Source organism: Caballeronia sp. LjRoot31, assembly GCF_964253885.1.
Lineage (GTDB): Bacteria > Pseudomonadota > Gammaproteobacteria > Burkholderiales > Burkholderiaceae > Caballeronia.
Map to the genome: position 1 here is coordinate 303,745 of NZ_CAXURX020000001.1, position 26,683 is coordinate 330,427.

Genomic DNA, 26,683 nt, shown 5'->3' on the forward strand with positions numbered 1-26,683 from the left:
CAATTGATTTTGAAAATTGACTGGTATTATTTTGGTTATATAATGGGCTCGCAAAAGATGGCGGCTTCGTGACCATTCTTATGCACAATCGATCAGTCAAATGATCGTAAAAATTGGTCGCAAAGTGTCAATCAAGGTGTCTGGCTAGCGACCCGTTCTTGCGTTATCAGTGCTTTAAGCATGACGCCAGAGTCCCTCCATCACTGGGCCGGCGAGACGTCGAAACAGACGTCGCAAAACAATTCCAGAGGCGAAAAACGCCATCGCGGGACGTCACCGGGAACCGTTTTACCGGCGACTTCCGGCCTGCTCGCAGCGGGTGCGACGGTTGATGGAGCTTCATCATGCGCATAGCGCGCACCGCTTGATGCGCCTGATGCACGTCAAGCGGTACGTTTCACGAGAGAGATTCATGCTGAAAGGAAACATCCTGACGACCGACGGCTGGATATACGGCTCGGTCGAGTTTGCGAACGGACGGGTAACGGCGCTCGAAGGTGCGCGCGTGGACCCGAAGACCAATGACGCCCCGTACATCCTGCCGGGCTTCGTCGACTGCCATGTGCATGGCGGCGGCGGTGCGGACATCATGGAAGGCGGTGACGCCGCGACCACCGTTGCACGCGAGCACGCGAAGCACGGTACCACCAGCATGCTTGCCACCACCATGACCGCTCCGCGCGACGAACTCATGGCAGTCGTCGCGGGCCTCGGCGAACAATCCATCCGCCGCGCGCCAGGTGGCGCCCGCGTGCTGGGCGTTCATCTGGAAGGCCCGTACATCAATCCCGGCAAGCTCGGCGCGCAACCGGATGCGGCAGCGGTTGCGGTGCGCGACGAAGTGCTGAAGTACTTGTCGCTTGCGCCCATCCGCGTGGTCACGATCGCGCCGGAAATCTCCGGGCATATTGAAGTGATCCAGGAAATGGCGGCGCGCGGCGTGCGCGTGCAAGTGGGCCATTCGCTCGCTACTTACGACGACGCCGTCAATGCGCTCAAACACGGCGCACGCGGTTTCACGCATCTGTTCAACGCCATGTCGCCGCTGCATCATCGCGACCCCGGCGTGGTCGGCGCGGCGCTCGCGCATGCTGAATACGCCGAACTGATCCCCGATCTCCTGCACGTGCATCCCGGCGCAATCCGGGCTGCGCTGCGCGCCATTCCGCGCCTGTATGTAGTCACCGACAGCACCTCGGCGTCCGGCATGCCCGACGGCGAATATCGCCTGGGCAGCCAGCACGTCACGAAGTGCATGGGTGGCGTGCGTCTTGCCGACGGCACGCTCGCCGGCAGCACGCTGACCATGGATCAGGCGCTGCGCAATCTTGTCTCCATCGGCTTGCCGATAGCGGACGTTTCCAATCGCCTGTCACGCTACGCCGCCGATTATCTCGGCCTCGAAGACAGAGGCCGGATCGCGCGTGGCGCGTGGGCGGACCTCGTTGTTTTCGATCGCGAACTTGCGTTGACGGCTACTTATGTTGAGGGTGAATCAATTGTCGAATATGCTTGACGAGGCACTGGCCTCCGCCGAAGTGGTGGTCGCCCAGCTTGCCGATACCTCCCACATCGAAGCACTCGCCGCACGGCTTGCCGAAGAGCCGCGCCACGTTGCGTTGACCGTTGCGCGCGGTTCATCGGATCACGCCGCCAGTTACTTCGCAGGCCTGACCATGAGCCGTATCGGCGTGCCGGTCGCTTCGTTGCCCATGTCGGTTGCGACCTTGCAGCAAGCGCCTTTGCGCGTGAAAGGCCAACTGGCGGTGGCGTTCTCGCAGTCCGGCAAGAGTCCCGATCTGATCGGCACGATGCAGGCGTTGCGTGCCGCCGGCGCGCTGACCGTGGCTGCTGTGAACGCGCCCGGTTCGCCGCTCGCCGAAGCGTGCGAATGGAATCTGCCGCTGCTGGCCGGGCCGGAATTGTCGGTGGCCGCGACTAAAAGCTATATCGCGATGTTGTCGCTTTCGGCGATCGTGATTGCGCATGTGCAGAAAGACGTCGAGTTGCTGAACGCCTTGAAAACGCTGCCGGATGCATTGCGCGCAGCGGGCAAGCTCGACTGGTCGCATGCTGTCGATGAACTGAAAAACGTCGACCGCATGATTGTGATCGGCCGTGGACTCGGCCTCGCGATTGCCCAGGAAGCGGCGCTGAAGCTAAAGGAAACATCGGGCATCCAGGCCGAGGCGTTCTCCAGCGCGGAAGTGCGGCATGGTCCCATGGAGCTTATCGGCGAGGACTATCCGCTGCTCGTGTTCGCACCGCGCGGTCCGGAACAGGCCGGCTTGATCCAGCTCGCCCGCGACATGCGCGCGCGCGGCGCACGCGTGCTGCTCGCTGCGCCCGCCGATGTGCCCGAAGCCACGTTGCCGCTGGTCGAGACCGCCCATTTCGCGCTCGATCCGATCGCCGCGATCCTGTCCTTCTATGTGATGGCCGACGCCTTGGCAGCCGCGCGCGGGCGTAATCCCGACGCGCCGCGCCATCTGGCCAAAGTCACCGAAACCCGTTAATCGAGAGTCATCCGATGCGCCGTGCCGAGGAGTCCCTGTTGAATCATTCCCCCGAAAACCCGAACGATTTCGTGTTGCTCGCGCCGTTCACCGGCCCGATGGTGCCGCTCGCCGATGTCCCCGATCCTGTGTTTGCGGACGGCATGTTCGGTGATGGTATTGGTATCGATCCGCTGTCAGGTGCGTTGCTTTCACCCTGCGATGGCGTCATCACGCATCTTGCCCGCACTCATCACGCCGTGACTTTGCGCACGCCGCAAGGGGCGGAAATCCTGGTTCATATCGGTATCGATACGGTCGAGCTTTCCGGAAAAGGTTTTACGCCGAAGGTCGAGCAGGGCGCCAGCGTGCGCGCCGGCCAGGTGCTGATCGAATTCGACGCCGACTACGTCGCGCAGAACGCGCCGAGCCTCGTTTCCGTGATCGCAGTCGCCAATAGCGACGCGTTCGAGGTGGTCGAGCGCGCTGGCCGAGGCATGTTGACGGCGGGCGAAAGCCAGTTGCTCGTGCTGCGCGGCAAGGGCGGCGCGAAAGCGGACGCGGCCCGCAGCGACTCGAATTTCACCGATGAAGCGCGCCGCAACGTAACGCTCGCGCACGCCGGTGGTTTGCACGCGCGGCCCGCTGCGCGTGCCCGCGAAGCGGCGCGTGGTTTCGACGCCAAGGTGGAAGTCCGTTTCAACGGCCGTAAAGCGCCGATCGAAAGCGTGGTCGGTTTGCTCGGACTCGGCGCAGGCGAAGGCGCGACGGTCGAATTGCTTGGCGTGGGCGCGCAAGCGGTCGCGGCGGTAGACGCGGTCGCGGCGGAATTGCTGCGTGAAGCGCATGGTGAAGTGGAAGAGAAACCGGCGCGCACGCAATCTCCCGCGCCGCTCGCGGTGGTTCGCGAACCCGGCAAGCCACTCGATCCGAATACGATTGCCGGCGTGTGTGCATCGCCGGGAATTGCGGTCGGCAAGCTCGTGCGCTGGGACGATAACGACGTCACCCCGCCTGAGCAGGCAACCGGTACATCGGCCGCGGAAAGCCGCCTGCTGGATAAAGCCATTGCTACCATCGACGCGGAACTGGGAGAAACCGTACGGACTGCTTCGCAACGGGGTGCGGTCGGCGAAGCGGGAATTTTCGCGGTGCATCGTGTATTGCTGGAAGACCCCACGCTGCTGGATGCCGCGCGCGATCTCATTAGCCTGGGGAAGAGCGCCGGCTTCGCGTGGCGTGAAGCGATCCGCGCGCAGATCGTGTTGCTGTCGACTATCGAAGACACGTTGCTGGCTGAACGTGCGTCGGATCTCCGCGATATCGAAAAGCGCGTGCTGCGCGCGCTCGGTTATACGAATACGGCGGCACGCGAATTGCCCGACGAAGCCGTGCTCGCCGCCGATGAATTCACCCCCTCCGACCTGTCGTCGCTCGACCGCACGCGCGTAACCGCGCTGGTGATGGCACGCGGCGGCGCGACGTCGCATGCGGCAATCATCGCGCGCCAGATCGGCATTCCCGCCTTGGTCGCGGTGGGCGACGCGCTGCACGCCATTCCCGACGGCACGCAGGTCGTGGTCGATGCGTCGGCAGGTCGGCTGGAGCACGCGCCCACCGCGCTCGATGTGGAACGCGCGCGCCTTGAGCGCCAGCGTCTCGCGGGCGTGCGTGAGGTGAACCGGCGCACGTCACAGGAAGCGGCAGCAACGCACGACGGCCGCACGATCGAAGTCGCGGCGAACATCGCGACACTTGACGACGCAAAGACCGCCGTCGATAACGGCGCGGACTCGGTCGGTCTCCTGCGCACCGAATTGTTGTTCATTCATCGCCAGTCTGCTCCTACGGCCGAGGAACATAAGGATAGCTATCAATCGATCGTGGGCGCGTTGAACGGGCGCACGGCGATCATCCGTACGCTCGACGTGGGCGCGGACAAGGAAGTCGATTACCTCACGCTGCCGCCTGAAACGAACCCGGCGCTGGGCTTGCGCGGCATTCGCCTGGCGCAGGTGCGCCCCGATCTCCTCGACGACCAGTTGCGTGGTCTGCTCGCGGTGCAACCGTTCGGCACGGTGCGCATTCTCCTGCCTATGGTCACCGACTCCGGCGAACTCGTGCGTTTGAGAAAGCGCATCGATGAACTCGCGGCGGAGATTGGCCGGACCGATCCCATTCAAGTGGGCGTGATGATCGAAGTGCCGTCGGCGGCGCTGCTGGCCGATCAACTCGCTCAACACGCGGATTTCCTGTCTATTGGCACGAACGATCTCACGCAATACACCCTCGCGATGGACCGTTGCCAGGCCGATCTCGCGGCCCAGGCAGACGGTTTGCATCCCGCGGTGCTGCGCCTGATCAAGGCAGCAACGGACGGCGCGGCGAAACACGGCAAGTGGGTCGGCGTGTGCGGTGCGCTGGCCGGTGACCCGGTCGCCGTGCCCTTGCTCGTGGGCCTTGGCGTGACGGAATTGTCGGTGGATCCGGTTTCGGTTCCCGGCATCAAGGCGCTCGTGCGCAAACTCGATTACCCACTGTGCCGTCAGCGCGCCGAGGATGCCTTGGCGCTCGAATCAGCACAGGCAGTAAGAGCAGCAAGCCGCGAAATCTGGCCGCTGGACTAACACGTCCGTCCGGCAGCCAGCCTTCGCGTTTATCGCGTTTATTAGTAAAAAAAGCTTCGATCGACAACATGTTGTACCAACACGATCAACGACAAGACACTTATCTCTGGAGAACCTGATGGACGCTAACCTGTTTGCAAGAATGCAGCGTCTCGGCCGCGCGCTGATGCTGCCGATTGCCGTGCTACCGGTGGCCGGGCTGCTATTGCGCCTCGGCCAGCCGGATGTCTTCAACATCAAGATGATCGCCGATGCTGGCGACACCATCTTTACTAACCTGCCACTCTTGTTCGCCATCGGCGTGGCAGTCGGTTTTGCGAAGGACAATAACGGTACGGCCGGTCTGGCGGGTGCGATCGGTTACCTGATCGAAATCGCGGTGATGAAGGACATCAACGACAAGCTCAACATGGGCGTGCTGTCGGGGATTCTTGCGGGTTGCGTGGCCGGGTATCTCTATAACCGCTATAAAGACATCAAGCTCCCTGAGTACCTCGCGTTCTTCGGAGGGAAACGCTTCGTGCCGATTGTCACGGGGGTGACCTGTCTGGTGCTCGGCATCGTACTTGGCTATGTCTGGGCTCCAATCCAGGCGGCTATCGATGCAGCCGGCGGCTGGCTGACGGGCGCAGGCGCGCTGGGCGTGTTCGTGTTCGGCGTGCTGAACCGGATCCTGCTGGTGACGGGTCTGCACCACATCATCAACTCGCTTGCATGGTTCGTGTTCGGTTCGTACACGCCCCCGGGCGGCGGCGCGGCGGTGACGGGCGATTTGCATCGTTTCTTTGCCGGCGATAAAACGGCAGGCGGCTTCATGACGGGTTTCTTCCCGGTCATGATGTTCGGCTTGCCGGCAGCGTGCCTGGCCATGTTCCATGAAGCACCGAAGGAACGTCGCGCAATGGTCGGCGGCTTGCTCTTCTCGATGGCCCTGACCGCGTTCCTGACGGGCGTGACCGAGCCGATCGAATACACCTTCATGTTCCTCGCACCGGCGCTGTACGCGATCCACGCGGTGCTGACGGGCTTGTCGCTGGCTATTTGTTCCGCGTTGGGCATTCACCTTGGCTTCACGTTCTCGGCCGGTGCCATCGACTATGTGCTGAACTACGGTCTTTCGCAGCGCGGCTGGCTGGCGATTCCGGTGGGCATTGTCTACGCCGTGGTCTATTACGGACTGTTCCGCTTCTTTATCCGCAAATTCAACATGGCAACGCCGGGCCGTGAGCCTGCTACGACCGACGCAGAAGTCGAATCGTACGACAACACGGGCTTTGTTTCCCCGACAGCCGGTGCTACCGTGCCGCGCGCAGTACGCTACATCGCGGCTTTGGGCGGTGCGTCGAACCTGACGCTCGTCGATGCCTGCACGACCCGTCTGCGTCTTTCGGTCGTGGATTCGGCGAAGGTTTCGGAACCGGAATTGAAGTCGATTGGCGCACGCGGCGTGTTGAAGCGCGGCGCGACGAGCGTGCAGGTCATCATCGGACCGGAAGCTGATCTCATCTCCGATGAAATCCGCACCGAACTCGAACGTTCATCCCCGCGCGGTGCAACGCCGGCTTCGTCCAAGCCTGCCGCTGCTCCTTTGGCTGCGGTCGCTCCGGGCGAGCAAGGTCCGCTGGACCCCGATCCAGTGCGCTGGCTTGCGGTGTTCGGTGGTGCGACCAATGTCGCTTCGCTTGATGCTGTTGCTGCAACGCGGCTGCGCGTGGTGGTGCGCGATCCGTCGTCGGTGGATCGTCAGCGTTTGTCGGCGCTCGACGTAGCCTGGGTGTCGGCAGATACGTTCCACATTGTCGTGGGCAATGCCGCGCAACGTTACGCGGACACCATGGCGAAGCGTCTTTCTTCTGGCGGTGGCGCGGCGCCGCTGCCGGCATAACTCGCGCCGTAGCAAGACGTTGGCGGTTGGGCCTTCAAGGGCCCAACCGCTGACAAAGTGAACCCATTGATGCAGATGGGCTCGCAAGTTTCAAATTCCTTTGGTTTACCTGACGACCCGGCATGGCGAAAGTCATGATCCGGGTCTATTATTTGTTGCTGTATAAATAAGTAAAACTAAATAAATAGTTCCGGAAAGCATTTCCCGCGTTCGTTTCTTCCACGTAAGGGAACTGCCCTCCAGAAAGTTTGGTTATCGGCTTCGTCATTGCAAATTGATTAACAATACTAAGTAATTAAATCGTATCGAGAAACTGATTCCATCTACGTTTACGTTTCCTTCTCAGGAGTCGTTCATGAAAGTAAAACTTGTCATCTGGACCTTGCTGATGTTTGTCGCCGGGGCTGCTCACGCTAACCAGTTCAACACGCAATGCGCTTACTCTCATACGTTGCCGGACGATCCCATTGTTTACCCTGGAAAGCCGGGAGAAGCGATGGTGCATGACTTTTTCGGTAACGCAAACGCAGACGCTTACAGTACCTACGATTCATTGAACAATAATAAGGTCATCACGTGCGATTCGGCTGCGGATCGTTCGGCATACTGGACGCCGCAATTGAAACGAGCATCGGGTGTCATCTCTCCGATGTATCAGAAGACCTACTACAAGAATGACCAGGCGGTGGTTGCTGTTCAGGCGATTCCGCCCGGATTGCAGATGCTGGCCGGAGATCACATGGGGACCGCTCCGAACTCGCACATCAACTTCTTGTGCGCCGGCAGCGGGAGTTACACAACCACCATGCCGAAAAGCTGCCCTCCTATCAGCAGCAATTCCCCGCCTTCACAACTCAATATCTCGGTGCATTTCCCAGATTGCTGGGATGGCAAGACTCTGACGCCCTTCGGAAGCAACCGGGCGAACCTGATGAGCAGCCTCATGAAAGCGGCAAAGGGCCAGCTCAACGTGGCGTATCGGAACTCCGACGGCACATGTCCCAGTGCTTATCCGGTCAAGATTCCGGAGTTGCAAATGAATGTTGCGTATGACCTCGGGAGCGATCCGGATTTGTCCACCGCGCAGTTATCGCTCGACCCAGTGTTGCAGAATGGCACGTGGGTGCCGCAGTGGGGAAGCATGTACACCGCACATGGCGACTTTATCAATGCATGGCACGTACAGACTATGCAATACCTGGTCGATACGTGCATGAACAAGGGCGGTGATTCGGGCGGTGTTCCCGGTGGGTCCTGCGACAAGAGCATTCCTGTCTATTACTCTGCGGCCGCGGCAAACGTCCAGTTGGACGGCAACGGCGCCGTTCGTCCGACGGGCGCAACGTTGGTCTCAGCGCCGGGCGACGTTATCCTGATCAAATTTCCGATGCCGGAAAACCTGGACGACTACCCGTATGTCGGCTCTTTCCTCCAGACTCTCGGCGGCAATATCACCGATACCAGTGCAGTTTCCCTTTACGTGTATGCCGCCTCGACTGACTGGGACGACGCGGCTAATTTACCCAAGGCGTCGGCATGCGGAACGACTGGCTCCATTGGCCGGTTCTATGCGGACAACGTGCAGCAGGTGCGGACTACTGACATCAGCGCGTATATCGCGGCGCAAAAACAAGCTGGAGCGAAGGAGATCGGACTCTGTATCCGAAATACCACGAAGGTCACCTTCCAGTTTTCTTCACGCGAAGGGTCATGGGCGCCGGGACTTTACCTGAAGTGAAAGAATATTCGTTATTCTGCATCAAATGATAGGTGGTTCGGGCATGATCCAGGCTCGAACCACGTTCTACGGGTGATCAGTAACGTATCCCCTTATTCATAATTTCCGCCACTAATTTAGTTATCTCGATAATTCCCGTAAAAACTCCATAAATCTTTTACAATTAATATGCGGCAATAAGACGCATCGAATAAACACAAAATATTTTTCGAAAAAATTGGATTAAGTGGACCCTTGAAGTCGCGCTACCCTTCTCCCCGAGGCTGATTAAAAGTCTAACGTAATATCTCAAAAACGTTGAAATCGGGCAAGGTATGAAACAAAAATCCGGGTCGGGGTTTTGCAAGCGATTAGCAATTTTCCCTGCTCTTCTTCTGTCGGGCTGTGGTCAGATGGATCTTCTCGATCCTAAAGGCAGCATCGGACTGGCTGAGAAGAATCTTATTCTTACGTCCACCTACGCCATGCTGATCGTGGTGGTGCCAGTGATCTTCCTGACGCTGCTGTTTGCGTGGAAGTATCGGCAATCAAATACATCGGCTGAGTATTTGCCGAAATGGGCTCACTCTACCAAGATTGAAGTGGTGATCTGGCTCGTCCCGAGTCTGATCATTTTGTATCTGGGTATTTTGACGTACAAGAGCACACATGCGCTCGATCCTTATCAGCCAATCGTGTCAGAGGTCCAGCCAATTAATGTCGAAGTTGTTGCGCTCGACTGGAAATGGTTATTCATTTATCCGGATCTGGGTATTGCGTCGGTTAACAGAATCGAGTTTCCGGTAGGTACGCCGGTGAACTTCAAGATTACGTCGGATTCGGTGATGAACTCGTTTTTCATCCCGCAATTGGGCGGCCAGATTTATGCAATGGCGGGCATGCAGACCAAACTGCATTTAATCGCCGACGAAGCGGGCGATTACGCGGGCATCTCTGCGAATTTCAGTGGTCAAGGCTTTTCGGACATGAAATTCCGGGCCGTGGCAACTACGCCAGAGGAGTTTGCGGCCTGGGTCTCGAAGGTCAAGGCATCGCCGAGTCAGCTCGACGGCGTGAACTATGCAGCCGTTGCCTTGCCGACCGAAAAGCATCCGGTCCAGTACTTCTCCAAGGTCGACGCAAATCTGTTTCAGAGCATCGTCGCGAAATATAACAACGGGCATGCTCGCAACATACCCGACCCGATCTGCCGCACGAAGGGGTAAGCCATGTTTGGAAATCTGTTGGGAAAATTAACGCTAGCGGACATACCGTTCGATCAGCCGATCATCATGGGCGCGGCAGCGTTCATGGCGCTCATTGTGCTGAGCGTGGTGGTCGGGCTGACGTGGTTCAAGAAGTGGGGCTATCTGTGGAGTGAATGGCTGACGTCGGTTGATCACAAGAAGATTGGCGTGATGTATATCGTGGTGGCGGTATTAATGCTGCTGCGTGGTTTTGTCGATGCGCTCATGATGCGCACGCAACTCGCGCTCGCGTCTAACGGGCCGGGATTTTTGCCGCCCGAGCATTACAACCAGATCTTCACGGCGCACGGCGTCATCATGATTTTCTTCATGGCCATGGCGTTCATGATCGGCCTGATGAACATTGTCGTGCCGCTGCAAATTGGCGCACGCGATGTCGCGTTCCCGTTCATCAACTCGCTTAGTTTCTGGATGACCGCGCTTGCCGCCATCCTGATCAATATCTCGCTGGTGATCGGGGACTTCGCGCAAACCGGCTGGCTCGCTTATCCGCCATTGTCGGAGCTGCAATTCAGTCCTGGGGTGGGTGTCGACTACTACTTATGGAGTTTGCAGATATCCGGCATAGGGACGTTGCTCACCGGCGTCAACTTCTTCGTGACCATCATCAAGATGCGCGCGCCGGGCATGACGCTCATGAAGATGCCGGTGTTCACCTGGACGTCGTTGTGCTCGAACGTGCTGATTCTCGCCACGTTCCCGATCCTGACCGCAACGCTCGCGTTGCTGGCGCTCGACCGTTACCTCGGCATGCATTTCTTCACGAACGAAGCCGGCGGCAACGCCATGCTGTATTTGAACCTGATCTGGGCGTGGGGACATCCGGAGGTGTACATCCTGGTGCTGCCGGCGTTCGGCATCTACTCGGAAGTCGTGGCTACGTTCGCGAAAAAGCCGTTGTTCGGCTACAAGACCATGGTCTACGCCACGTGCTCGATCATGGTGTTGTCGCTGCTCGTCTGGCTGCATCACTTCTTCACCATGGGTTCCGGCGCGAACGTGAATGCGTTTTTCGGGATCATGACCATGATCATTGCCATTCCGACCGGCGTGAAGATCTTCAACTGGCTGTTCACCATCTATAAGGGCCGGCTGGAATTGTCGTCGCCCGTGCTGTGGACGCTCGGCTTCATGATCACGTTCACCGTCGGCGGAATGACGGGCGTGCTGCTGGCCGTGCCGGGCGCTGACTTTGTGCTGCATAACAGCCTGTTCCTGATTGCTCACTTCCATAACGCGATTATCGGCGGCGTGGTGTTCGGGTATCTTGCCGGCTTCACGTACTGGTTCCCGAAGGCGTTCGGTTTCAAGCTGAACGAAACGCTCGGCAAGTGCGCGTTCTGGTGCTGGTTCGTCGGCTTCTGGACCGCGTTCATGCCGCTGTACGTGCTCGGTTTCATGGGCGCGACGCGCCGCATGAACCACTACGACACGCCAGGGTGGCAGCCGTACATGATCGTTGCGTTGATTGGTGCGCTGATCATCCTCGTGGGCGTAGTGTTCCAGATCGCTCAGGTTGTCGTCAGCGTCGTGAAGCGGAACTCGCCCGCGTACAAAGATGTCACCGGCGACCCGTGGAACGGCCGCACGCTCGAATGGGCGACCAGTTCGCCGCCGCCCGTCTATAACTTCGCGGTCGTGCCGGTGGTCCATGAACTCGACGCGTTCGCACACGTGAAGGAACGCGGCCGCACACGCCACGCTATTGAGGATTATCGCGACATCCACATGCCGCGCAACACAAGCGCGGGTCTGTTTGTTGGCTTGTTTAGCCTGGCTGTGGGTTTTGCGATGGTCTGGCACATCTGGTGGCTCGCAATCGCGGGGCTTCTGGGCGTGGTCGTCACGCTGATCCTTCGTAGCTATGACAACGACATCGACTACACCATTTCGGCTGAAACCATCGCCGGTATGGACGGCACGCCGACGCTGACGCCAGCGCGGACGCTGGACCTGCAGGAGGCACTGTAATGCTGCAAAAAACCATCCCACTCGATTTGCCCGGATCGCACGATGACCACGGCGCGTCGAATACCGTGCTGGGGTTCTGGGTGTACCTGATGACCGACTGCATTATTTTTGCGTCGTTATTCGCAGTGTTCGCTGTCTTGGGTCATCAGTTCGCCGACGGCCCGTCCGGCAAGGACGTGTTCGAGCTTCCCGGCGTCATGCTGGAAACCGCCATCCTGTTGCTGAGCAGTATCACGTTCGGCTTTGGCATGCTGGCCGCTCACAAGGGCAAGTCGACCGCGCTGCTGGCGTGGCTCGGCGTGACGTTCGTGCTGGGCGTTGTGTTTATCTGCATGGAAATCCACGAGTTCGGCTTGCTGATCTCGCAGGGTTACGGACCTGATCGCAGTGCGTTTTTGTCGGCGTTCTTCACGCTGGTCGCGACGCACGGCTTGCACGTAACGGTCGGCCTGATCTGGATGGCGGTCCTGGCGGTGCAGGTAATCGGCAACAAGAAAGTTACCCAGCGCGATCTGACGCGCCTCACGTGTCTCAGCCTTTTCTGGCACTTTCTGGACATCGTGTGGATTTGCGTCTTTACCTTTGTTTATCTGACGAGCGTCGTATAAATGTCAAACGCACATTCAATCGATACCGGCGCGGGCCACGGCAGCGTGCGCTCGTATGTCATTGGCTTCGTCCTGTCGGTCGTGCTGACGGCTGCGGCTTTTGGACTGGTCATGCAACAGGCGTTGGGGCCGACAGAATCGATCATCGCCATCGCGGTGCTCGCGTTCATTCAAATCCTCGTGCATCTGGTGTTTTTCCTGCATATGAACACGTCTTCATCGCAGCGATGGAATCTGCTCTCGCTCGGATTCGCCGTGCTGGTGGCGGTGATCCTGATTGGCGGGACATTGTGGGTACTCCATAACGTCGGTGCGCACATGATGTCGCGCTAGAGGTTGTAGACGGTCTGCTGGCTGGACGCTGAGCGGCGCCATGGGGAAACCTCTGGCGCCGCTTTTTATTGGTAGGTGTCGGGCGCTCCGGACACACGCAAATCGAGCAGACAAAGAAAAGCCCGCCGTCTTTCGACGGCGGGCTTTCAAGTCTTCTCCACGCAATGCTCATTCGCCCGTTCACGCACCGCTAAAAAACTCAAGCGGCGAAACTCCTGCGCTAAACGGTCAAGCGTACTCGTGCAGCGCCGTGCGCATTTTCTTCATTGCGCTGGCTTCGATCTGGCGAATCCGTTCCGCCGATACCCCGAACTCGTCGGCGAGTTCATGCAGCGTCTTGCCGCCCGAGCCGTCGTCTTCCACTTCGAGCCAGCGCGCCTGAACGATCCGGCGGCTGCGTTCGTCGAGCGATTCGAGCGCGGTCGACAACCCCTCGCTTTGCAGCTTGTCGAACTGACGCGATGCAAGCACGTTGGTTGGCTCATTGTGCGAGTCGGCCAGATACGCGATAGGCGCATACGATTCTTCGCCGTCGTCGATCTGACCTTCCAGCGCAATGTCGCCGCCGGAAAGACGCGTTTCCATTTCCGAGACTTCTTCGCGCTTCACATTCAGCTCTTTCGCCAGACTATCAACCTCGTCTGGCGTGAACGCGTTGTGCCCCGTCTTGTGGCTGCGAAGGTTGAAAAACAGCTTGCGCTGCGCCTTCGTGGTCGCCACTTTCACCGTGCGCCAGTTGCGCAGGATGTACTCGTGAATCTCGGCCTTGATCCAGTGCATGGCATACGACACCAGCCGCACGTTTTGTTGCGGATCGAAGCGCTTCACAGCCTTCATCAAGCCGATATTGCCTTCCTGAATCAGGTCGGCGTGGGGAAGGCCGTATCCCAGGTAATTGCGGGCAATCGATACCACCAGGCGCAGATGCGACAGCACGAGCTGACGCGCCGCGTCCAGGTTGTCGTTGTCACGGAATTCGGTGGCGTACTGACGTTCTTCCGACGGCGTTAGCATCGGAATCCGGTTGACAGCCGAAATGTAGGCGTCGATGTTGCCGATCTGGCCGGTCAACATGGACGACTGCGCAAACGTCAGCGCACCTGCCGAAGCGGCCTTGGCCGGCGCCGAGTGTCCAGTATTCGGGAGGGTCATCGCATTGGTCACGCTTGTATGCTCCTTATCAACAAAAAACCCGATGAAAAACCGGGTCTAGCAGGATATTAGCACTCTGCTATTTCGAGTGCTAAGGATTAGAGGGGCCTTGTGTGTCCAAGTTCCCATACGCTATTAGAATCTCTGCTCCAATAGCCAATAAGTGCTTTCCCGCACTGTTGCACGCCGCGAAACGCTTTCGTTGTCAAACTTACCGAAAGAAATTTGCAAGATTTCGCATGATTTACCCGGCAATCGGGATTCGACGAAACTTAATTCCGTGTTTTCCTCATTCAGCAGAACTCTTCTGAGCACTTTTTTGAGACCGTCTCTAAAATGGCGACTTGCTGCGTTAGCGGCGAGCCTGTTTTGTGAGAATCCAGCTCCGGAGTATTCATGCAGAAGAACAAAAGTGTCTGGCAAAAGCGCTCTTTCTACGGTGCCTTGTTCGGTGCGCTGGTCCTGGCTTCGGCCACTGCCCACGCCGATCAGTTCGGCTTGCAGATCGCCGGCGGGGTTGCCGACCACGACGTCCGGAAGGCCGATGTCGGCGGCGTCTGGGATCCCAACTGGACGTGGTGGCAAATCGGCGGTTTCCACTTCACCGTTGTGGGCGAAGCGCACGTGGCCTACTGGGATATTCGGGAAAGCCAGGCATCGCATCCGGGCATCTGGGAATTCGGTTTCACGCCGGTATTCCGGTTCATCAAGAGTTCGGGATGGATTCGGCCCTATGTTGAAGCTGGCGTAGGCGTACGCCTCTTGTCGCACGTTCGCGAAACCGAGACGCGGACCTTTTCCTCATCCTTTCAGTTTGCCGACATGGTGGGCGTGGGCGCTCAATTTGGCGCGCATCAGAACTATCAGGCAGGCTTGCGATTTCAGCATTTATCCAACGCCGGTTTCGAACACCCGAATCCTGGTATAAATTTCAGCGAGATATATTTGCAATACAACTTCTGACGAGGACCGCGTCCATCGGTTCCTCTAGCGCGAAAGGAATCGAAGATGCCGGCACAACCCATCGATACCCCCGTCGAGGCAATCCGTGAACTCGAGCGCGACCGTTTCCGTGCAATGGTCGACGGTGACGGCGAATTGCTGGACGCGCTGCTGGCGGAGAACGCCAGCTACGTGCACACCAATGGCAAGCGCGAGACGAAGCGTCAGTTTATCGACGCGATCACGGCGGGGCGCCGGCGCTATCGGCAGATCGAGATCCAGTCGCAGGACGTAATGCCGGGCGGCCGGGACACATGGATCGTGTTTGGGCGCGCGCTGCTCGAGATGGAGTCGAAGAACGGCGCCTTGTTGTTCCCGATCGCGTACACGGCCATCCACATTCAGGTCGATGGGCAATGGCAGTTGCTCGCGATGCAGGCAACACGTGCGGCGCTGGATTAGCACCGGTTCGACGCCGTTCGGTGGGGCGTCGCGGTTCGGCCGGCGGGGCGGCGCCTTGTGAGCGTCGGCCGTCATGTCGATACCGGTTGTCGTGTTTTATCGCCTGCTTCGCAAACTTCTGCTGCGCGGTGGCTGGGAAGCGGTACCCGGCCACATCATCGCGCGTCACTTCCTACTCACTACTCCTTGCTGTAAAAGCCGCGTTCCTTCACGCCGCTACCGCTTCGCTTTCCACTTCCTTGCGTCCGGCCCAGCGCGCGCGATTTACCGCGCTGACAATGGCGTTGGTGGCTGCCTGAACCGCGTTCGCATGCACCGCGACGCCAAATCGCATCGGTTGATCGCCGATCCGGCAGCCGATGAACACCGCCGTCTCGCCCTTCGCCGTCGCGGCGGTTTCAAACGATGTCACCTCGATCGCGATACCCGCCACGCTGGCTACTGCCGCAGCGACGGCCTGCACGTGCGCTTCGTCAGCCACCGCAGATACAGGCAGCTTCACGTGGCGTCCATCGAAGTGCAGGGTCGAGGCATCTGCCCGCGACGCCGGCCCTTGTGCGTCGAAGTATTCGCGCTTGAACAACGCGCAAATGGCTTCGCCGGAGACTTCCGCGCCGGAAGCGTCGGCGACTTTCTGGACGGCGTGGCTGAATTCGATCTGCACGCGACGCGGCGGCGTGAAACCCAGTCCGCGTTCGAGAAGATACGTCGCGCCGCCTTTGCCCGACTGGCTGTTCACGCGGATCACGGCGTCGTAGCTGCGGCCGAGATCGGCTGGGTCGATGGGAAGATACGGCACGTCCCACACCGTGTCCGCTTCTCGCTGTGCAAAACCCTTGCGGATGGCATCCTGATGCGAGCCGGAAAAGGCCGTGAACACGAGATCGCCGGCATACGGATGACGCGGATGCACCGGAATCTGGTTGCAGCGCTCGACCACGCGGCGCACGCCGTCGATATCCGAAAAATCCAGACCCGGGTCGATACCCTGCGTGTACAAATTCATCGCAAGCGTGACGATATCCACGTTGCCCGTGCGCTCGCCGTTGCCAAAGAGGCAGCCTTCCACACGATCCGCACCGGCAAGGATCGCGAGTTCCGCGGCGGCGACCGCCGTGCCGCGATCGTTATGCGGATGCACGGAGAGCACGATACTGTCGCGGAAACTCATGTTGCGATCCATCCACTCGATCTGATCGGCGAACACGTTCGGCATGGCCGCTTCCACGGTGGCCGGCAAATTCACGATCATCTTGTGGTCGGGCGTGGGACGCCACATTTGCGCGACGGCGTCGCAGACTTCGCGGGAAAACGAAAGCTCGGTCATGCTGAACGTTTCCGGCGAATACTGATAGATCCAGTGTGTATCGGGGCGCGCGGCCGCGCACTCCTTGATCATGCGCGTGCCTTCCACGGCAAGCGCCTTGGTCTCGTCCTTGGACTGCCCGAAGACGATCTTGCGAAACGACGGTGAGATCGCGTTGTACAGGTGCACGATCACCCGGGGCGCGCCTTCCACTGCTTCAAAAGTCCGCTCGATCAGTTCGCGGCGCGACTGCACGAGCACTTCAATGGTGACATCGGCGGGAATGCGATTTTCGACGATCAGCTTGCGCACGAAGTCGAAATCCGTCTGCGATGCCGACGGAAAGCCCACTTCGATTTCCTTGAAACCTACCGCCACCAGCATCTCGAAGAATTCGAGCTTGGCGTCAATGCTCATCGGGTCGATCAGTGCCTGGTTGCCGTCACGCAGATCGGTGCTCATCCAGATGGGCGCGCGCTCGATCGTGCGGGTGGGCCATCGGCGGCCGTTGAGGTTGACCTGCGGAAAAGGACGATATTTCTCGGAAGGGTTGCGCATCATCATCGTGGGCCTCGGCTGAACGCGTTGTACGCGTGAAAGCGCAGTCGTTGCGAGGCGGATGCGTGGCCGGCGGCTTGCCGGCATCGTTCCGATGCGTGCTGGTCAGGTTCGCGATGTCCCATGGCGTGGGTGACGCCGGTGACGAACGTGAACGATGCAAAAGCAGCGTGCATGTGATCCTCGCGTTTTCGTGCCGTGGATGAACGGACGAAAGCAGACGACTACGGGTGGTGAAAAGGGAGCTACGAAACTGCGGGCGGGACCGCGCGAGGGACGCGCGGCGCCACGTTTAGCGACTTACGCTAGACGTAGCGATAGGGGCCGCGCTAGGCGACCCTGAGTAATTCGAAGGGAGGGGAATTGGGTAAAGCTCATTTCTTTACATTAGCGCACCGCGTGCGCCGTTGTCAACCGAAACGGTTCTCGACTGAAGAATGCCCTACCGCCTCACAATGTCCGCAATCAACTCCGCCTGACGCGCGAGCGCGGGCGGAATAGGGGCTTCACCGCGCAGCACGGTTTCGATCCAGCGGGCCGTGGTCGCCGCATCGAGAGCCTCGGGCAACGCCACCACGGGCGCGTCCGGCGAGGAGCGCTCCGCCGATATCAGCGTTTCTGTGTGGCCGTCGTGGAACCAGTCCACCTGCACCTGCCGGCGCGTGTCTGCTACCGCCTCGCCCTCTGTCCCGCGTGCGAGCAGGGCGCCGCCGGCGGCTGCATCGGGATGCTCGGTGAACAGTCCCGTCAGGCTCTCGCGATACTCCGGATGGGTGTAGTTCACCAGCCGCAAACCGGGCTGTGCGAACGGTTGCAGGATCTTGACCAGCGTATGGGTGGAATTTCTCACACCCATGATCCGCCGGATCGCAAGCAGGCGCGCGAGCTTGGGCGCGAGCACGGCGATCGGCGCGAACGCCAGCCGGCGCGAGGCGAGGTTGTCCTCGATTTCATCGTGGGATGTGGATTCCGGAATGCCCAGCTCGGCGAAAATCGCCGCGCTCGTTACGCGGCCAGGGTCAGTTGTCACGCCATGCACGAGCACCGGCACACCTTCCCGTGCGAGCAGCAACGCCAGCAGCGGGGTCAGGTTCGGCTGCTTGCGCGCGCCGTTATAGGTGGGGATGGAGACGGGGCGCGCGTGGTCGCGGCCGTTCTGGATATGCAACGGTTCGAACGAGCGATGCGCGGCCGCCAGCATCGCGGCCAGTTCTGCGGCCGTCTCGCCTTTCACCCGATACGCAAGCAACACGGCGCCGAGTTCGAGATCGGAGACGCGGTTATCGAGCATCGCTTCGTATAGGGCGTACGTGTCCTCACGGGTCAGCGCTCGCGCGCCGTTTGGCCCGCGGCCGATTTCCTTGATGAAACGGGCGCACGGGAAAGGGGCTTTGTCGGTCATTGATTGGTTAGAGCGGCCGGTTTGCGCAAGAGGTGTTCAATCGCATCGCCTTGTGCAGACTCGGCCGCTGCAATTACGGAAATGCAGGAATCACATTCAGTACCGCATTTGAGCCGGGCTTGCAAGTCGCGGGGCGGCTCGGCGGATGGTTTTCGGGGCGCTTGCCTGCTCATTTGTTCGAGGGTCGTGGGCTTATGGGCTTATGGACTTAGGACCGCCCATGGGAATCGCAGACCGTGGGGCGTGCTCCTGTGTGCTTTGCCACGCGATGCCCTGGGGCGCATAGGCCGTTCAGCCGAATCGCGATGCGTAACGGCGCACGTTAAACTTGAGGTCCAGGTCGATGCTTCATCAAACAGGAGAAAACGCAATGAGTCACGTATTCGCTCCGGCACCCGCGGTCGCGGTGCCAGTTGTCGGTTCCAGCGACCAGTTTCCCGTTCGCCGGATTTATTGTGTCGGCCGGAACTACGAGGCGCACGCGCGCGAGATGGGCCACGACCCCGATCGTGAACCACCGTTTTTCTTCGCCAAGCCCGCCGACGCCGTGCTGTACGTCGCGCCCGGTGCAACCGGCGAATTCCCGTATCCGTCGCAGTCGAAGAACGTCCACTTCGAGATGGAACTCGTGGCGGCAATCGGCAAGCAAGGCAAAGACATTCCCGCTGAGAAGGCACTCGATTACGTCTACGGCTACGCGCTCGGTCTCGACATGACGCGTCGCGATCTGCAAGCCGAAGCGAAGAAGCTGGGCCGTCCGTGGGACACGGGGAAGGGCTTCGATCATTCGGCGCCGCTGGGTCCGATCCATCCAGTCGCGAAGGTCGGGCATCTGGAAAAAAGCGCGATCTGGCTCACCGTCAATGGCGAAGAGAAGCAGCGATCGGACATCTCGCAACTGATCTGGTCGGTCGGTGACACGATCGCGTATCTGTCGACGCTATTCGAATTGTTCCCCGGTGACCTGATTTTCACCGGCACGCCTGAAGGCGTCGGCGCCATTCAGAAGGGCGACCTGATGAAGGGCGGTGTCGAAGGAATCGGAGAGTTCTCCGTGCGCGTGGTCTGACTATAAAAACGGAGGGGACCCATGAAGCTATACAGCTATTTTCGTAGCTCGGCGGCGTATCGCGTGCGTATCGCGCTGAATCTCAAAGGGCTCGCCTATGAGTACGCGCCGATCCATCTTCTGCGCGACGGCGGGCAACAACTGAAGCCGGACTATCGCGAGCTGAATCCGGACGGCATCGTGCCGACGTTTATCGACGGTGACAACGTGCTCACGCAGTCGCTCGCGATCATCGAATATCTGGAAGAGACGCATCCCGAGCCTACGGTATTGCCGGGTACGCCGCTGGATCGAGCGTTCATTCGTTCGGTTGCGCTTCAGATTGCGTGCGAAATTCATCCCGTCGACAACCTGCGCGTGCTCAAGTATCTGAAGCACACGCTGAAGGTCGCCGATGAAGCGAAAGACGCGTGGTACCAGCATTGGCTCGAATCGGGTTTCGAGTCGCTCGAAAAGCGGCTCGCGAACGACTCGCGCGTGGGCAAGCTGTGTTTCGGCGATACCCCCACGCTCGCGGATCTGTGCCTCGTGCCGCAGGTGTACAACGCGCGGCGTTTTAATATCGATATGAGCCGTTATCCGACGATCGAACGTATCGCCGATCACGCTGCGCAAATCGATGCATTCGCGCGTGCTGCGCCCGGACAGCAACCGGACGCCGAATGACGACTGCTGTTTTTTTATCCGGCGCCGGGCTTGGCGCAAGTCTGATTATCGCGATTGGTGCTCAAAACGCTTTTGTGTTGCGGCAAGGCTTGAAACGGCGGCACGTGGGCTGGGTCGTTTTTATCTGCGCGCTGATCGACGTATTGCTCATCGGGTTGGGTATTGGCGGGATGGGGGCGCTCATTGAGCGAGCGCCGGTGCTGCTTGGGGTGATTCGATGGGCGGGAGCGGTGTTCCTGTTTCTCTACGGTCTGCGGGCTTTTCACGCGGCGTGGAAGGGGCCGGGACATTTGCACGCGGAGAACGGCGAATCGCAGACGGCGTTAAAAGCGATAACAACAGTGCTCGCTTTATCGCTGCTGAATCCGCACGTTTATCTCGATACCGTCGTGCTGCTCGGCGGCATTGGCGCCCGGTACGGCTGGCCGGGAAACGCGTGGTTTGCGGCAGGGGCAATGTGTTCGTCGATCATCTGGTTCACCGTGCTCGGGTTCGGTGCGCGCTTGCTCCAGCCTCTGTTCGAGAAAGATATCTCGTGGAGAGTGCTCGATGTGATCGTGGGGATTGTGATGTGGTGGATTGCCGGGGCGTTGATCGTGTCCCGGTAGCACGCGCGACCGCGGTCTGGCTGAACGCCAGGCCGCGGCGCCGGTTTAACTTCCGAGCAAAGCGTCCGCAAATTCGTCGGCGCTGAAGGGCTGCAAGTCCTCGACTTTCTCGCCCACGCCAATGAAGTACACCGGAATCGGCCGTTGCCGCGCGATTGCCGCGAGAATGCCGCCCTTCGCCGTGCCATCCAGCTTGGTCACGATCAAACCCGTCAAGCCCAGTGCATCGTCGAAAGACTTCACTTGGGCGAGCGCGTTCTGGCCCGTGTTTGCATCGATGACCAGCAACACCTCGTGTGGGGCATCGGGCTGTGCCTTGGCAATCACGCGCTTCACCTTGCGCAGTTCTTCCATCAGGTGGAGTTGCGTGGGCAGGCGGCCCGCCGTGTCGGCCATCATCACGTCGATCTTGCGGGCACGCGCGGCGCCGACCGCATCGAAGATCACAGCGGCCGCGTCCCCGCTCTCCTGCGATACCACCGTCACGTTGTTGCGTTCCCCCCAAACCGTGAGCTGTTCGCGCGCGGCAGCACGGAAGGTGTCGCCGGCGGCGAGCAGCACGGTCTGATCGAAGCGCTGCAAATGCTTGGCCAGCTTGCCAATGCTCGTGGTCTTGCCCGCGCCGTTCACGCCGGCGATCATCATCACGAGCGGTTGGGCGCGACCGAGCATCAAGGACTTCTCGAGCGGCCGCAGCAGGTCGGCGAGCAACGAGCGCAGCGCGGCCTTGACCTGCATCGAATCAGTGAGCCGTTCGCTGCGCACCTTTTCACGCAACGCTTCAAGCAGATATTCGGTGGCATCGACACCGGCATCTGACATCAGCAACGCCGTTTCGAGTTCCTCATACAAATCCTCATCGATCTTCGCGCCGATGAAAATCCCCGTCAGGCCCGAACTGGTCTTCGACAGGCCCGTTTTCAGGCGCGTGAGCCATGAACGCTTTGCGTTGGGTTCCGGCTCCGGCGGCGGCACGATCTCGACGGCTTCTGCCGGCGCCTTCCATTGCGATGCCGTGCGGCCTTGCCAGTACGGCTTGGCTTCTGGTGTGGCGGTTGCGGCAGGGCTTGGCGGTTGGGGCGTTGCGCTCGCAGGCGGGGTCTGCGGCAGCGGCGTCGCCGCACCGGGGGCTTCCGTCCGCGTCGGCTGGCCAACCGTGGCCGGTTGCGCTGGCGTAACCGGAGTCGTAGCGGTCGACACAGAAGACGCTGCCGTGCCTGCGGGCGCTCCGTTATCGATCGGAGACTCCGAGGCGTGAGGCGCGCTCTGAGCCGAATCCGCCGATGAAGCTGAAGCTGAACCCGATGCCGAACCCAATTCGCCCGGGGCAGCCGGACGCGCGGACCGGTCACGCGATTCCACAGACACGCCGAATGACCCGGTTTCAGCCGTGCCCTTCGTCCCGCTCGCAGGCGCATCCGGCGTCCCTGGCGCACCGGCACCCAATCCCGTTCCGCGTAGTTGCGTTTCCGAAGCCCGATCCGCTGCCGCAGCGCCTTCCCGTGCGATTTCCACCGGCTGCGCCGGCGTCACAGGCGTACTCGCGTGCCGGAGCCCTGCAGCGCCCTCGGAACGCGCCTCGGCAACGTCCTCGGCTTCGTTTTCCGCTGGCGTATCGGTATCGGCGTCGGTCGGTTTGCCTATTAATCGTTTGAAAAAGCTGAACATGGTCTGCAGTGGTGGGGTGGCGCGTTTTATCGATGCCGTCGCAACCGCGTTCCTGCGTCGAACGAGCGCAAAAACGCAAACAACGCACAAACGCAAAGGTGACGATGGCTGCCGTGCCGCGAAAGACCGCCGAAAACAGCGGGAAGAGCCGGGCGTGTGCGCAAAAAGGGCGAAAGACGCGTATTTTATCAGCCGGCACCGATGTAGTGTCCGGCCCGACGGCGAACCCCTGCATCGGGAGCGGCGGGGCTGTGGTAACGTGCCCGCATCGGCGACAAGCGAATTGTTGCAATCCGATCACGTTCTCACCCAAGCCGCGCGGATCATCCCGCCGCCTCTATCTACGCCCCACGCACGTCCATGTCCCGTTCATCGATCACCCGCGCATTAGAGCGAAATCCCGAGCGAAATCGCGAACGCAACGCCGAACGCACCGCCGAACGCGCTCCGAAAGTCCGCGAAGCGGCGCCATCGCGCGGCGGCAAGGCAAATTCCATCCGAATCATTGGTGGCGAATGGAAGCGCACGCCGCTACCCGTTCTGAGTTTGGACGGCCTGCGTCCGACACCCGACCGGGTCCGCGAGACGCTGTTCAACTGGCTGGGCCAGTCGCTCGACGGCAAACGTTGCCTCGATCTCTTCGCCGGCAGCGGCGCATTGGGCTTCGAAGCGGCGTCGCGCGGCGCGCTACGCGTGCTCATGGTGGAACGCAGCGGCCGCGCAGTAGCGCAACTGAAGGCGAACCAGACGCGCCTGGCCGCGAAAAACATCGAAATCGTGGAAGCGGATGCGCTGCGTCTTGCCGGGGGCCTCGCGGCGAATTCCTTCGATGTCGTGTTCCTCGATCCCCCTTTCGGCGATACCGCCATGCTCCAGCGCGCCATTGAACTGGCTGTGCCGCTGGTGTCGCCGGGCGGCGCGCTGTACATCGAATCGGGCGAACCGGTCGATCCTGCGCAAACGCCGGCGTTGTCCGGATGGGCGATTACCCGCGAAGGCAAGGCTGGTGCGGTCCGCTATCATTTGCTGCGGCGCGAAAATGAGGAATAATGCGCGTTCCCAAATGCTGGCCAGGCGACGCCCGGCCGACTGCGGACGGGGCGTGATGCACGTAGCGGGCAATCGGAGAAATTTTTGGGTCTTGTCGATACCAGCGGCGGCCCAATCTGTAGCGAAAGACATACCAGAAGAAGTATCAGAAGAGGAGATGCCCCATGGTTGTAGCCGTTTATCCCGGAACGTTCGACCCGCTCACGCGCGGTCACGAAGACCTCGTGCGACGTGCATCGAGTATTTTCGATACGCTGGTGGTCGGAGTCGCAGATAGCCGGAACAAGAAGCCGTTTTTCAGTTTGGCGGAACGGCTGGATATTGCACATGATGTGCTGGGCCATTATCCGAACGTGCAGGTGATGAGCTTCAAGGGGCTATTGAAGGATTTTGTGCGCAAGAACAACGCGCGTGTGATCGTGCGGGGCCTGCGTGCCGTCTCCGACTTCGAATACGAATTCCAGATGGCGGGCATGAACCGTTATCTGCTGCCCGACGTCGAGACGATGTTCATGACGCCATCGGATCAATATCAATTCATCTCGGGCACGATCGTGCGCGAGATCGCGCAACTCGGCGGCGACGTCAGCAAGTTCGTTTTTCCCTCGGTGGAAAAGCGCTTGCAGGACAAGGTTGGTCCGATTGCGCCAGACCCGTCATCGGTGCCGTGAGCGTTTCAGGCGTTCACTAACGCGCGCTCCCATTAGAGTCGCGCGGGCACTGCAAAAGCCGGCTGAAATGCCGGGCGAAGAGAGTAAAGCATGGCCCTGTTCATTACCGACGAGTGCATCAACTGCGACGTGTGCGAGCCCGAGTGCCCGAACGACGCCATCTCGATGGGTATCGATATCTACGTGATCGACCCGAACAAGTGCACCGAATGCGTCGGCCACTACGACGAACCGCAATGCCAGCAAGTGTGCCCGGTCGATTGCATTCCACGCGATCCGGCACATGAGGAAAACGCCATCCAGTTGATGACGAAATATCACGGGTTGATGAAAGCGAAGGGCGCTTGATTTAACGTCAAGCATCAAGCGCCAAGCACCAAGCACCCTTTACGCGCGCGGCCTCAGAGCAATGCCCGCAGCGCTGCCAGCAATGCGTCGCAGTCGGCATCGGTGCCGACAGTAATCCGCAGATGCTGATCGATTCGCGGCAGCTTGAAATGCCGCACGAAAATCTCTTTCTCTTTCAAGCGCGCGGCCAGTGTGGCGGCATCGTGTTCCGGATGGCGCGCGAATACGAAGTTCGCAGCAGACGGCACCACATCGAATCCCAACGCCTGCAAGTCGACCGTCAACCGCTCCCGGCTGGCGATCACTTTCGCGCAGGTTTCGCGAAACCAGTCGTCGTCTTCAACCGCCGCAATTGCCGCGGCTTGCGCCAGCCGGTCGAGCGGATAGGAATTGAAGCTGTCCTTCACGCGTGTCAGCGCCTCGATCAACGCTTCGTGTCCGAGCGCAAATCCCACCCGCATGCCCGCCAGTGAACGTGCCTTGGACAACGTCTGCACGACCAGCAAATTCGGATTTTCATCGATAAGCGCCACGGCCGATTCCGCGCCGAAATCCACATACGCCTCGTCGATTACCACAACCGAATCCGGATTCGCCGCGAGCAGCACCTTGATCTCGGCGAGCGGCAACGAGCGGCCCGTCGGTGCGTTCGGATTGGGCAGCAGCACGCCGCCGTTGGGCGCGCGATAGTCGTCCACATCGATACTAAAATCCGCGTTGAGCGGCACAACGTCTACCGCTACGCCATATAACTGCGCATACACGGGATAAAAGCTGTACGTGATATCGGGAAAACGGATCGGCTTGTCGTGCTTGAGCAGCGCCTGGAACGTGTGAGCGAGAACTTCGTCCGAGCCATTGCCGACAAATACCTGGCTCTCACGCAAGCCGTGATGCTGCGCGATAGCCGCGCGCAACGCATGCGCTGTCGGATCGGGATATTTGCGGAGCGAGTCGCCGTCCTCGCCGAGTTCGCGACGGATTGCATCGACGACGCGCGGTGAGGGCGGATAGGGATTCTCGTTCGTGTTGAGCTTCACGGGACGTGCGAGCGCGGGTTGTTCGCCCGGCACATACGGCGTCAGCTTATTGACGATATCGCTCCAGAAACGGCTCAAGATTCGCTCCTTAATTGTCCCTGATGTCCGCACGGGACGGGATGCTGCGGGTTTACGGCTGCGCGTTGCGATGCAGATTCATCATCGCGCGCTCCATCTCGCCGTTGATCGCGAACGGCATGACGGCGAGGGCGCGTTCTATCGATGCATCGATCACGTCCTGTTCTTCACGACGCGGCGGTTTCAGCACAAAATTCGCTACATCCGGTTTCGCACCGGCCCGCGAGGCTTCGGGAATAAGATCACGCGGATGCCCGATGCCGATCCTCAACCGCCAATAGTGTTGCACCGACAAATGCGCGGAAATGTCCTTCAGGCCATTGTGCCCGCCGCTGCCGCCGCCAAGCTTCAGCTTCACCGTACCGGGCGGCAGATCGAGTTCATCGTGCGCGACCAGGATCTCGTCGGGCAAAATCTTGAAGAACTGCGCCACGGCCACGACCGATTGTCCTGACCGGTTCATGAAGGTCTGCGGCTCGAGCAGATGAATTTCCTGGCCATTGAGCCGGCCACGGCCGTAGTGACCGTGAAACCGGCGCTCGTCACGTAGCGACGCACCGGCGTCGCGCGCCAGTTGATCGACGAACCAGAAGCCGGCGTTGTGGCGGGTCGCGGTGTATTCGGCGCCCGGATTGCCGAGCCCGACGATCAGTTTGATCATGTTCAATCTTGGCGGCGTAGCAACGTCAGCCGCACCAGAAAAAGGCCAAAAAAAACCCGCCGGAGCAGAGCAACGGCGGGTCACTTCGTCCGCTCTTG

22 protein-coding genes and 1 pseudogene are annotated in these 26,683 nt (G+C 60.1%); 17 read left to right on the forward strand and 6 right to left on the reverse strand.

Translation table 11 applies throughout. The features are described 5' to 3' along the window. Positions 1-412 precede the first annotated feature (412 nt). From nagA to cyoD, 9 genes and pseudogenes are all read left to right on the forward strand, one after another. Complete coding sequence (nagA, locus tag ACSQ8V_RS01390; RefSeq protein ID WP_436180664.1) at positions 413-1,516, forward strand: N-acetylglucosamine-6-phosphate deacetylase; 1,104 nt, start codon at positions 413-415, stop codon at positions 1,514-1,516. Continuing rightward, positions 1,509-2,516 carry an SIS domain-containing protein gene (locus tag ACSQ8V_RS01395; protein ID WP_213764813.1) on the forward strand — a complete coding sequence of 336 codons (1,008 nt, stop codon included), beginning with the start codon at positions 1,509-1,511 and terminating at the stop codon, positions 2,514-2,516. Before nagA ends, ACSQ8V_RS01395 begins: the two co-directional genes overlap by 8 nt. Positions 2,517-2,530: 14 nt before the next feature. Continuing rightward, positions 2,531-5,122 carry a phosphoenolpyruvate--protein phosphotransferase gene (gene ptsP, locus ACSQ8V_RS01400; protein WP_436204671.1) on the forward strand — a complete coding sequence of 864 codons (2,592 nt, stop codon included), beginning with the start codon at positions 2,531-2,533 and terminating at the stop codon, positions 5,120-5,122. Positions 5,123-5,240: 118 nt separating this feature from the next. Continuing rightward, positions 5,241-7,007 carry an N-acetylglucosamine-specific PTS transporter subunit IIBC gene (gene nagE, locus ACSQ8V_RS01405; protein WP_436204672.1) on the forward strand — a complete coding sequence of 589 codons (1,767 nt, stop codon included), beginning with the start codon at positions 5,241-5,243 and terminating at the stop codon, positions 7,005-7,007. Positions 7,008-7,362: 355 nt separating this feature from the next. After that, positions 7,363-8,745 (forward strand): DUF1996 domain-containing protein, encoded by a 1,383-nt coding sequence (locus tag ACSQ8V_RS01410; protein ID WP_213764765.1) that lies wholly within the window; start codon positions 7,363-7,365, stop codon positions 8,743-8,745. Between the two features lie 314 nt (positions 8,746-9,059). Then, positions 9,060-9,950, forward strand: coding sequence for a ubiquinol oxidase subunit II (cyoA, locus tag ACSQ8V_RS01415; RefSeq protein ID WP_213764766.1), 891 nt, complete (start codon positions 9,060-9,062; stop codon positions 9,948-9,950). A 15-nt stretch (positions 9,951-9,965) separates the two neighbouring features. Continuing rightward, positions 9,966-11,850 (forward strand): annotated as a pseudogene (gene cyoB, locus ACSQ8V_RS01420) (cytochrome o ubiquinol oxidase subunit I); the annotation flags it as partial. Positions 11,851-11,962: 112 nt separating this feature from the next. Then, positions 11,963-12,571, forward strand: coding sequence for a cytochrome o ubiquinol oxidase subunit III (gene cyoC / locus ACSQ8V_RS01425; protein ID WP_213764767.1), 609 nt, complete (start codon positions 11,963-11,965; stop codon positions 12,569-12,571). Next, a complete protein-coding gene (gene cyoD / locus ACSQ8V_RS01430; protein WP_436204673.1) occupies positions 12,572-12,904 on the forward strand; it encodes a cytochrome o ubiquinol oxidase subunit IV in 333 nt (110 codons plus the stop codon). Positions 12,905-13,132: 228 nt separating this feature from the next. Here cyoD and rpoH read toward each other — a convergent pair whose 3' ends face one another. After that, complete coding sequence (rpoH, locus tag ACSQ8V_RS01435) at positions 13,133-14,068, reverse strand: RNA polymerase sigma factor RpoH (protein WP_158937166.1); 936 nt, start codon at positions 14,066-14,068, stop codon at positions 13,133-13,135. A gap of 384 nt (positions 14,069-14,452) precedes the next feature. On the opposite strand from rpoH, the gene ACSQ8V_RS01440 reads away from it, so the two are divergent. Continuing rightward, positions 14,453-15,019, forward strand: a complete 567-nt coding sequence (locus ACSQ8V_RS01440; RefSeq protein WP_213764769.1) for an acyloxyacyl hydrolase — start codon at positions 14,453-14,455, stop codon at positions 15,017-15,019. A 45-nt stretch (positions 15,020-15,064) separates the two neighbouring features. Next, complete coding sequence (locus tag ACSQ8V_RS01445; RefSeq protein ID WP_213764770.1) at positions 15,065-15,460, forward strand: nuclear transport factor 2 family protein; 396 nt, start codon at positions 15,065-15,067, stop codon at positions 15,458-15,460. Positions 15,461-15,668: 208 nt separating this feature from the next. On the opposite strand, the gene leuA is transcribed toward ACSQ8V_RS01445, so the two are convergent. Both leuA and ybiB read right to left on the reverse strand, forming a co-directional pair. Beyond that, the gene (gene leuA / locus ACSQ8V_RS01450; protein WP_436206572.1) at positions 15,669-17,327 is read right to left on the reverse strand and encodes a 2-isopropylmalate synthase; all 1,659 of its coding nucleotides are present in this window, start codon (positions 17,325-17,327) and stop codon (positions 15,669-15,671) included. Positions 17,328-17,766: 439 nt separating this feature from the next. Continuing rightward, positions 17,767-18,726, reverse strand: a complete 960-nt coding sequence (gene ybiB / locus ACSQ8V_RS01455) for a DNA-binding protein YbiB (protein WP_436204674.1) — start codon at positions 18,724-18,726, stop codon at positions 17,767-17,769. A 370-nt stretch (positions 18,727-19,096) separates the two neighbouring features. On the opposite strand from ybiB, the gene ACSQ8V_RS01460 reads away from it, so the two are divergent. The 3 genes from ACSQ8V_RS01460 to ACSQ8V_RS01470 are packed head-to-tail and all read left to right on the forward strand — an operon-like array spanning position 19,097 to position 21,069. After that, entirely contained in the window at positions 19,097-19,795 is a 699-nt protein-coding gene (locus ACSQ8V_RS01460) for a fumarylacetoacetate hydrolase family protein (RefSeq protein WP_213764772.1), read from the forward strand. Between the two features lie 21 nt (positions 19,796-19,816). Beyond that, the gene (maiA, locus tag ACSQ8V_RS01465; protein WP_436204675.1) at positions 19,817-20,461 is read left to right on the forward strand and encodes a maleylacetoacetate isomerase; all 645 of its coding nucleotides are present in this window, start codon (positions 19,817-19,819) and stop codon (positions 20,459-20,461) included. Continuing rightward, positions 20,458-21,069, forward strand: coding sequence for a LysE/ArgO family amino acid transporter (locus ACSQ8V_RS01470; protein WP_213764774.1), 612 nt, complete (start codon positions 20,458-20,460; stop codon positions 21,067-21,069). Before maiA ends, ACSQ8V_RS01470 begins: the two co-directional genes overlap by 4 nt. Positions 21,070-21,114: 45 nt before the next feature. On the opposite strand, the gene ftsY is transcribed toward ACSQ8V_RS01470, so the two are convergent. Continuing rightward, a complete protein-coding gene (gene ftsY, locus ACSQ8V_RS01475) occupies positions 21,115-22,179 on the reverse strand; it encodes a signal recognition particle-docking protein FtsY (RefSeq protein WP_436183062.1) in 1,065 nt (354 codons plus the stop codon). Positions 22,180-23,097: 918 nt separating this feature from the next. Between ftsY and rsmD the strand changes: the two genes are divergently transcribed. The 3 genes from rsmD (at position 23,098) to ACSQ8V_RS01490 (ending at position 24,806) form a co-directional block, all read left to right on the forward strand. Continuing rightward, a complete protein-coding gene (gene rsmD, locus ACSQ8V_RS01480) occupies positions 23,098-23,787 on the forward strand; it encodes a 16S rRNA (guanine(966)-N(2))-methyltransferase RsmD (RefSeq protein WP_436204676.1) in 690 nt (229 codons plus the stop codon). Positions 23,788-23,951: 164 nt separating this feature from the next. Then, positions 23,952-24,458: a pantetheine-phosphate adenylyltransferase gene (gene coaD / locus ACSQ8V_RS01485; RefSeq protein WP_213764776.1), complete on the forward strand. Its 507-nt coding sequence runs from the start codon at positions 23,952-23,954 to the stop codon at positions 24,456-24,458. A 90-nt stretch (positions 24,459-24,548) separates the two neighbouring features. Continuing rightward, positions 24,549-24,806, forward strand: a complete 258-nt coding sequence (locus ACSQ8V_RS01490; protein ID WP_213764777.1) for a YfhL family 4Fe-4S dicluster ferredoxin — start codon at positions 24,549-24,551, stop codon at positions 24,804-24,806. Between the two features lie 53 nt (positions 24,807-24,859). Here ACSQ8V_RS01490 and hisC read toward each other — a convergent pair whose 3' ends face one another. Then, the gene (gene hisC / locus ACSQ8V_RS01495) at positions 24,860-25,924 is read right to left on the reverse strand and encodes a histidinol-phosphate transaminase (protein WP_436204677.1); all 1,065 of its coding nucleotides are present in this window, start codon (positions 25,922-25,924) and stop codon (positions 24,860-24,862) included. A 52-nt stretch (positions 25,925-25,976) separates the two neighbouring features. Next, positions 25,977-26,585 (reverse strand): aminoacyl-tRNA hydrolase, encoded by a 609-nt coding sequence (gene pth / locus ACSQ8V_RS01500; RefSeq protein ID WP_213764779.1) that lies wholly within the window; start codon positions 26,583-26,585, stop codon positions 25,977-25,979. Positions 26,586-26,683 lie beyond the last annotated feature (98 nt).

Coding starts and splice junctions, on each gene's coding strand:
- nagA (WP_436180664.1), top strand. CDS start 413: ATGCTGAAAGGAAACATCCTGACGACCGACGGCTGGATATACGGCTCG.
- ACSQ8V_RS01395 (WP_213764813.1), top strand. CDS start 1,509: ATGCTTGACGAGGCACTGGCCTCCGCCGAAGTGGTGGTCGCCCAGCTT.
- ptsP (WP_436204671.1), top strand. CDS start 2,531: ATGCGCCGTGCCGAGGAGTCCCTGTTGAATCATTCCCCCGAAAACCCG.
- nagE (WP_436204672.1), top strand. CDS start 5,241: ATGGACGCTAACCTGTTTGCAAGAATGCAGCGTCTCGGCCGCGCGCTG.
- ACSQ8V_RS01410 (WP_213764765.1), top strand. CDS start 7,363: ATGAAAGTAAAACTTGTCATCTGGACCTTGCTGATGTTTGTCGCCGGG.
- cyoA (WP_213764766.1), top strand. CDS start 9,060: ATGAAACAAAAATCCGGGTCGGGGTTTTGCAAGCGATTAGCAATTTTC.
- cyoC (WP_213764767.1), top strand. CDS start 11,963: ATGCTGCAAAAAACCATCCCACTCGATTTGCCCGGATCGCACGATGAC.
- cyoD (WP_436204673.1), top strand. CDS start 12,572: ATGTCAAACGCACATTCAATCGATACCGGCGCGGGCCACGGCAGCGTG.
- ACSQ8V_RS01440 (WP_213764769.1), top strand. CDS start 14,453: ATGCAGAAGAACAAAAGTGTCTGGCAAAAGCGCTCTTTCTACGGTGCC.
- ACSQ8V_RS01445 (WP_213764770.1), top strand. CDS start 15,065: ATGCCGGCACAACCCATCGATACCCCCGTCGAGGCAATCCGTGAACTC.
- leuA (WP_436206572.1), bottom strand. CDS start 17,327: ATGATGCGCAACCCTTCCGAGAAATATCGTCCTTTTCCGCAGGTCAAC.
- ybiB (WP_436204674.1), bottom strand. CDS start 18,726: ATGACCGACAAAGCCCCTTTCCCGTGCGCCCGTTTCATCAAGGAAATC.
- ACSQ8V_RS01460 (WP_213764772.1), top strand. CDS start 19,097: ATGAGTCACGTATTCGCTCCGGCACCCGCGGTCGCGGTGCCAGTTGTC.
- maiA (WP_436204675.1), top strand. CDS start 19,817: ATGAAGCTATACAGCTATTTTCGTAGCTCGGCGGCGTATCGCGTGCGT.
- ACSQ8V_RS01470 (WP_213764774.1), top strand. CDS start 20,458: ATGACGACTGCTGTTTTTTTATCCGGCGCCGGGCTTGGCGCAAGTCTG.
- rsmD (WP_436204676.1), top strand. CDS start 23,098: ATGTCCCGTTCATCGATCACCCGCGCATTAGAGCGAAATCCCGAGCGA.
- coaD (WP_213764776.1), top strand. CDS start 23,952: ATGGTTGTAGCCGTTTATCCCGGAACGTTCGACCCGCTCACGCGCGGT.
- ACSQ8V_RS01490 (WP_213764777.1), top strand. CDS start 24,549: ATGGCCCTGTTCATTACCGACGAGTGCATCAACTGCGACGTGTGCGAG.
- pth (WP_213764779.1), bottom strand. CDS start 26,585: ATGATCAAACTGATCGTCGGGCTCGGCAATCCGGGCGCCGAATACACC.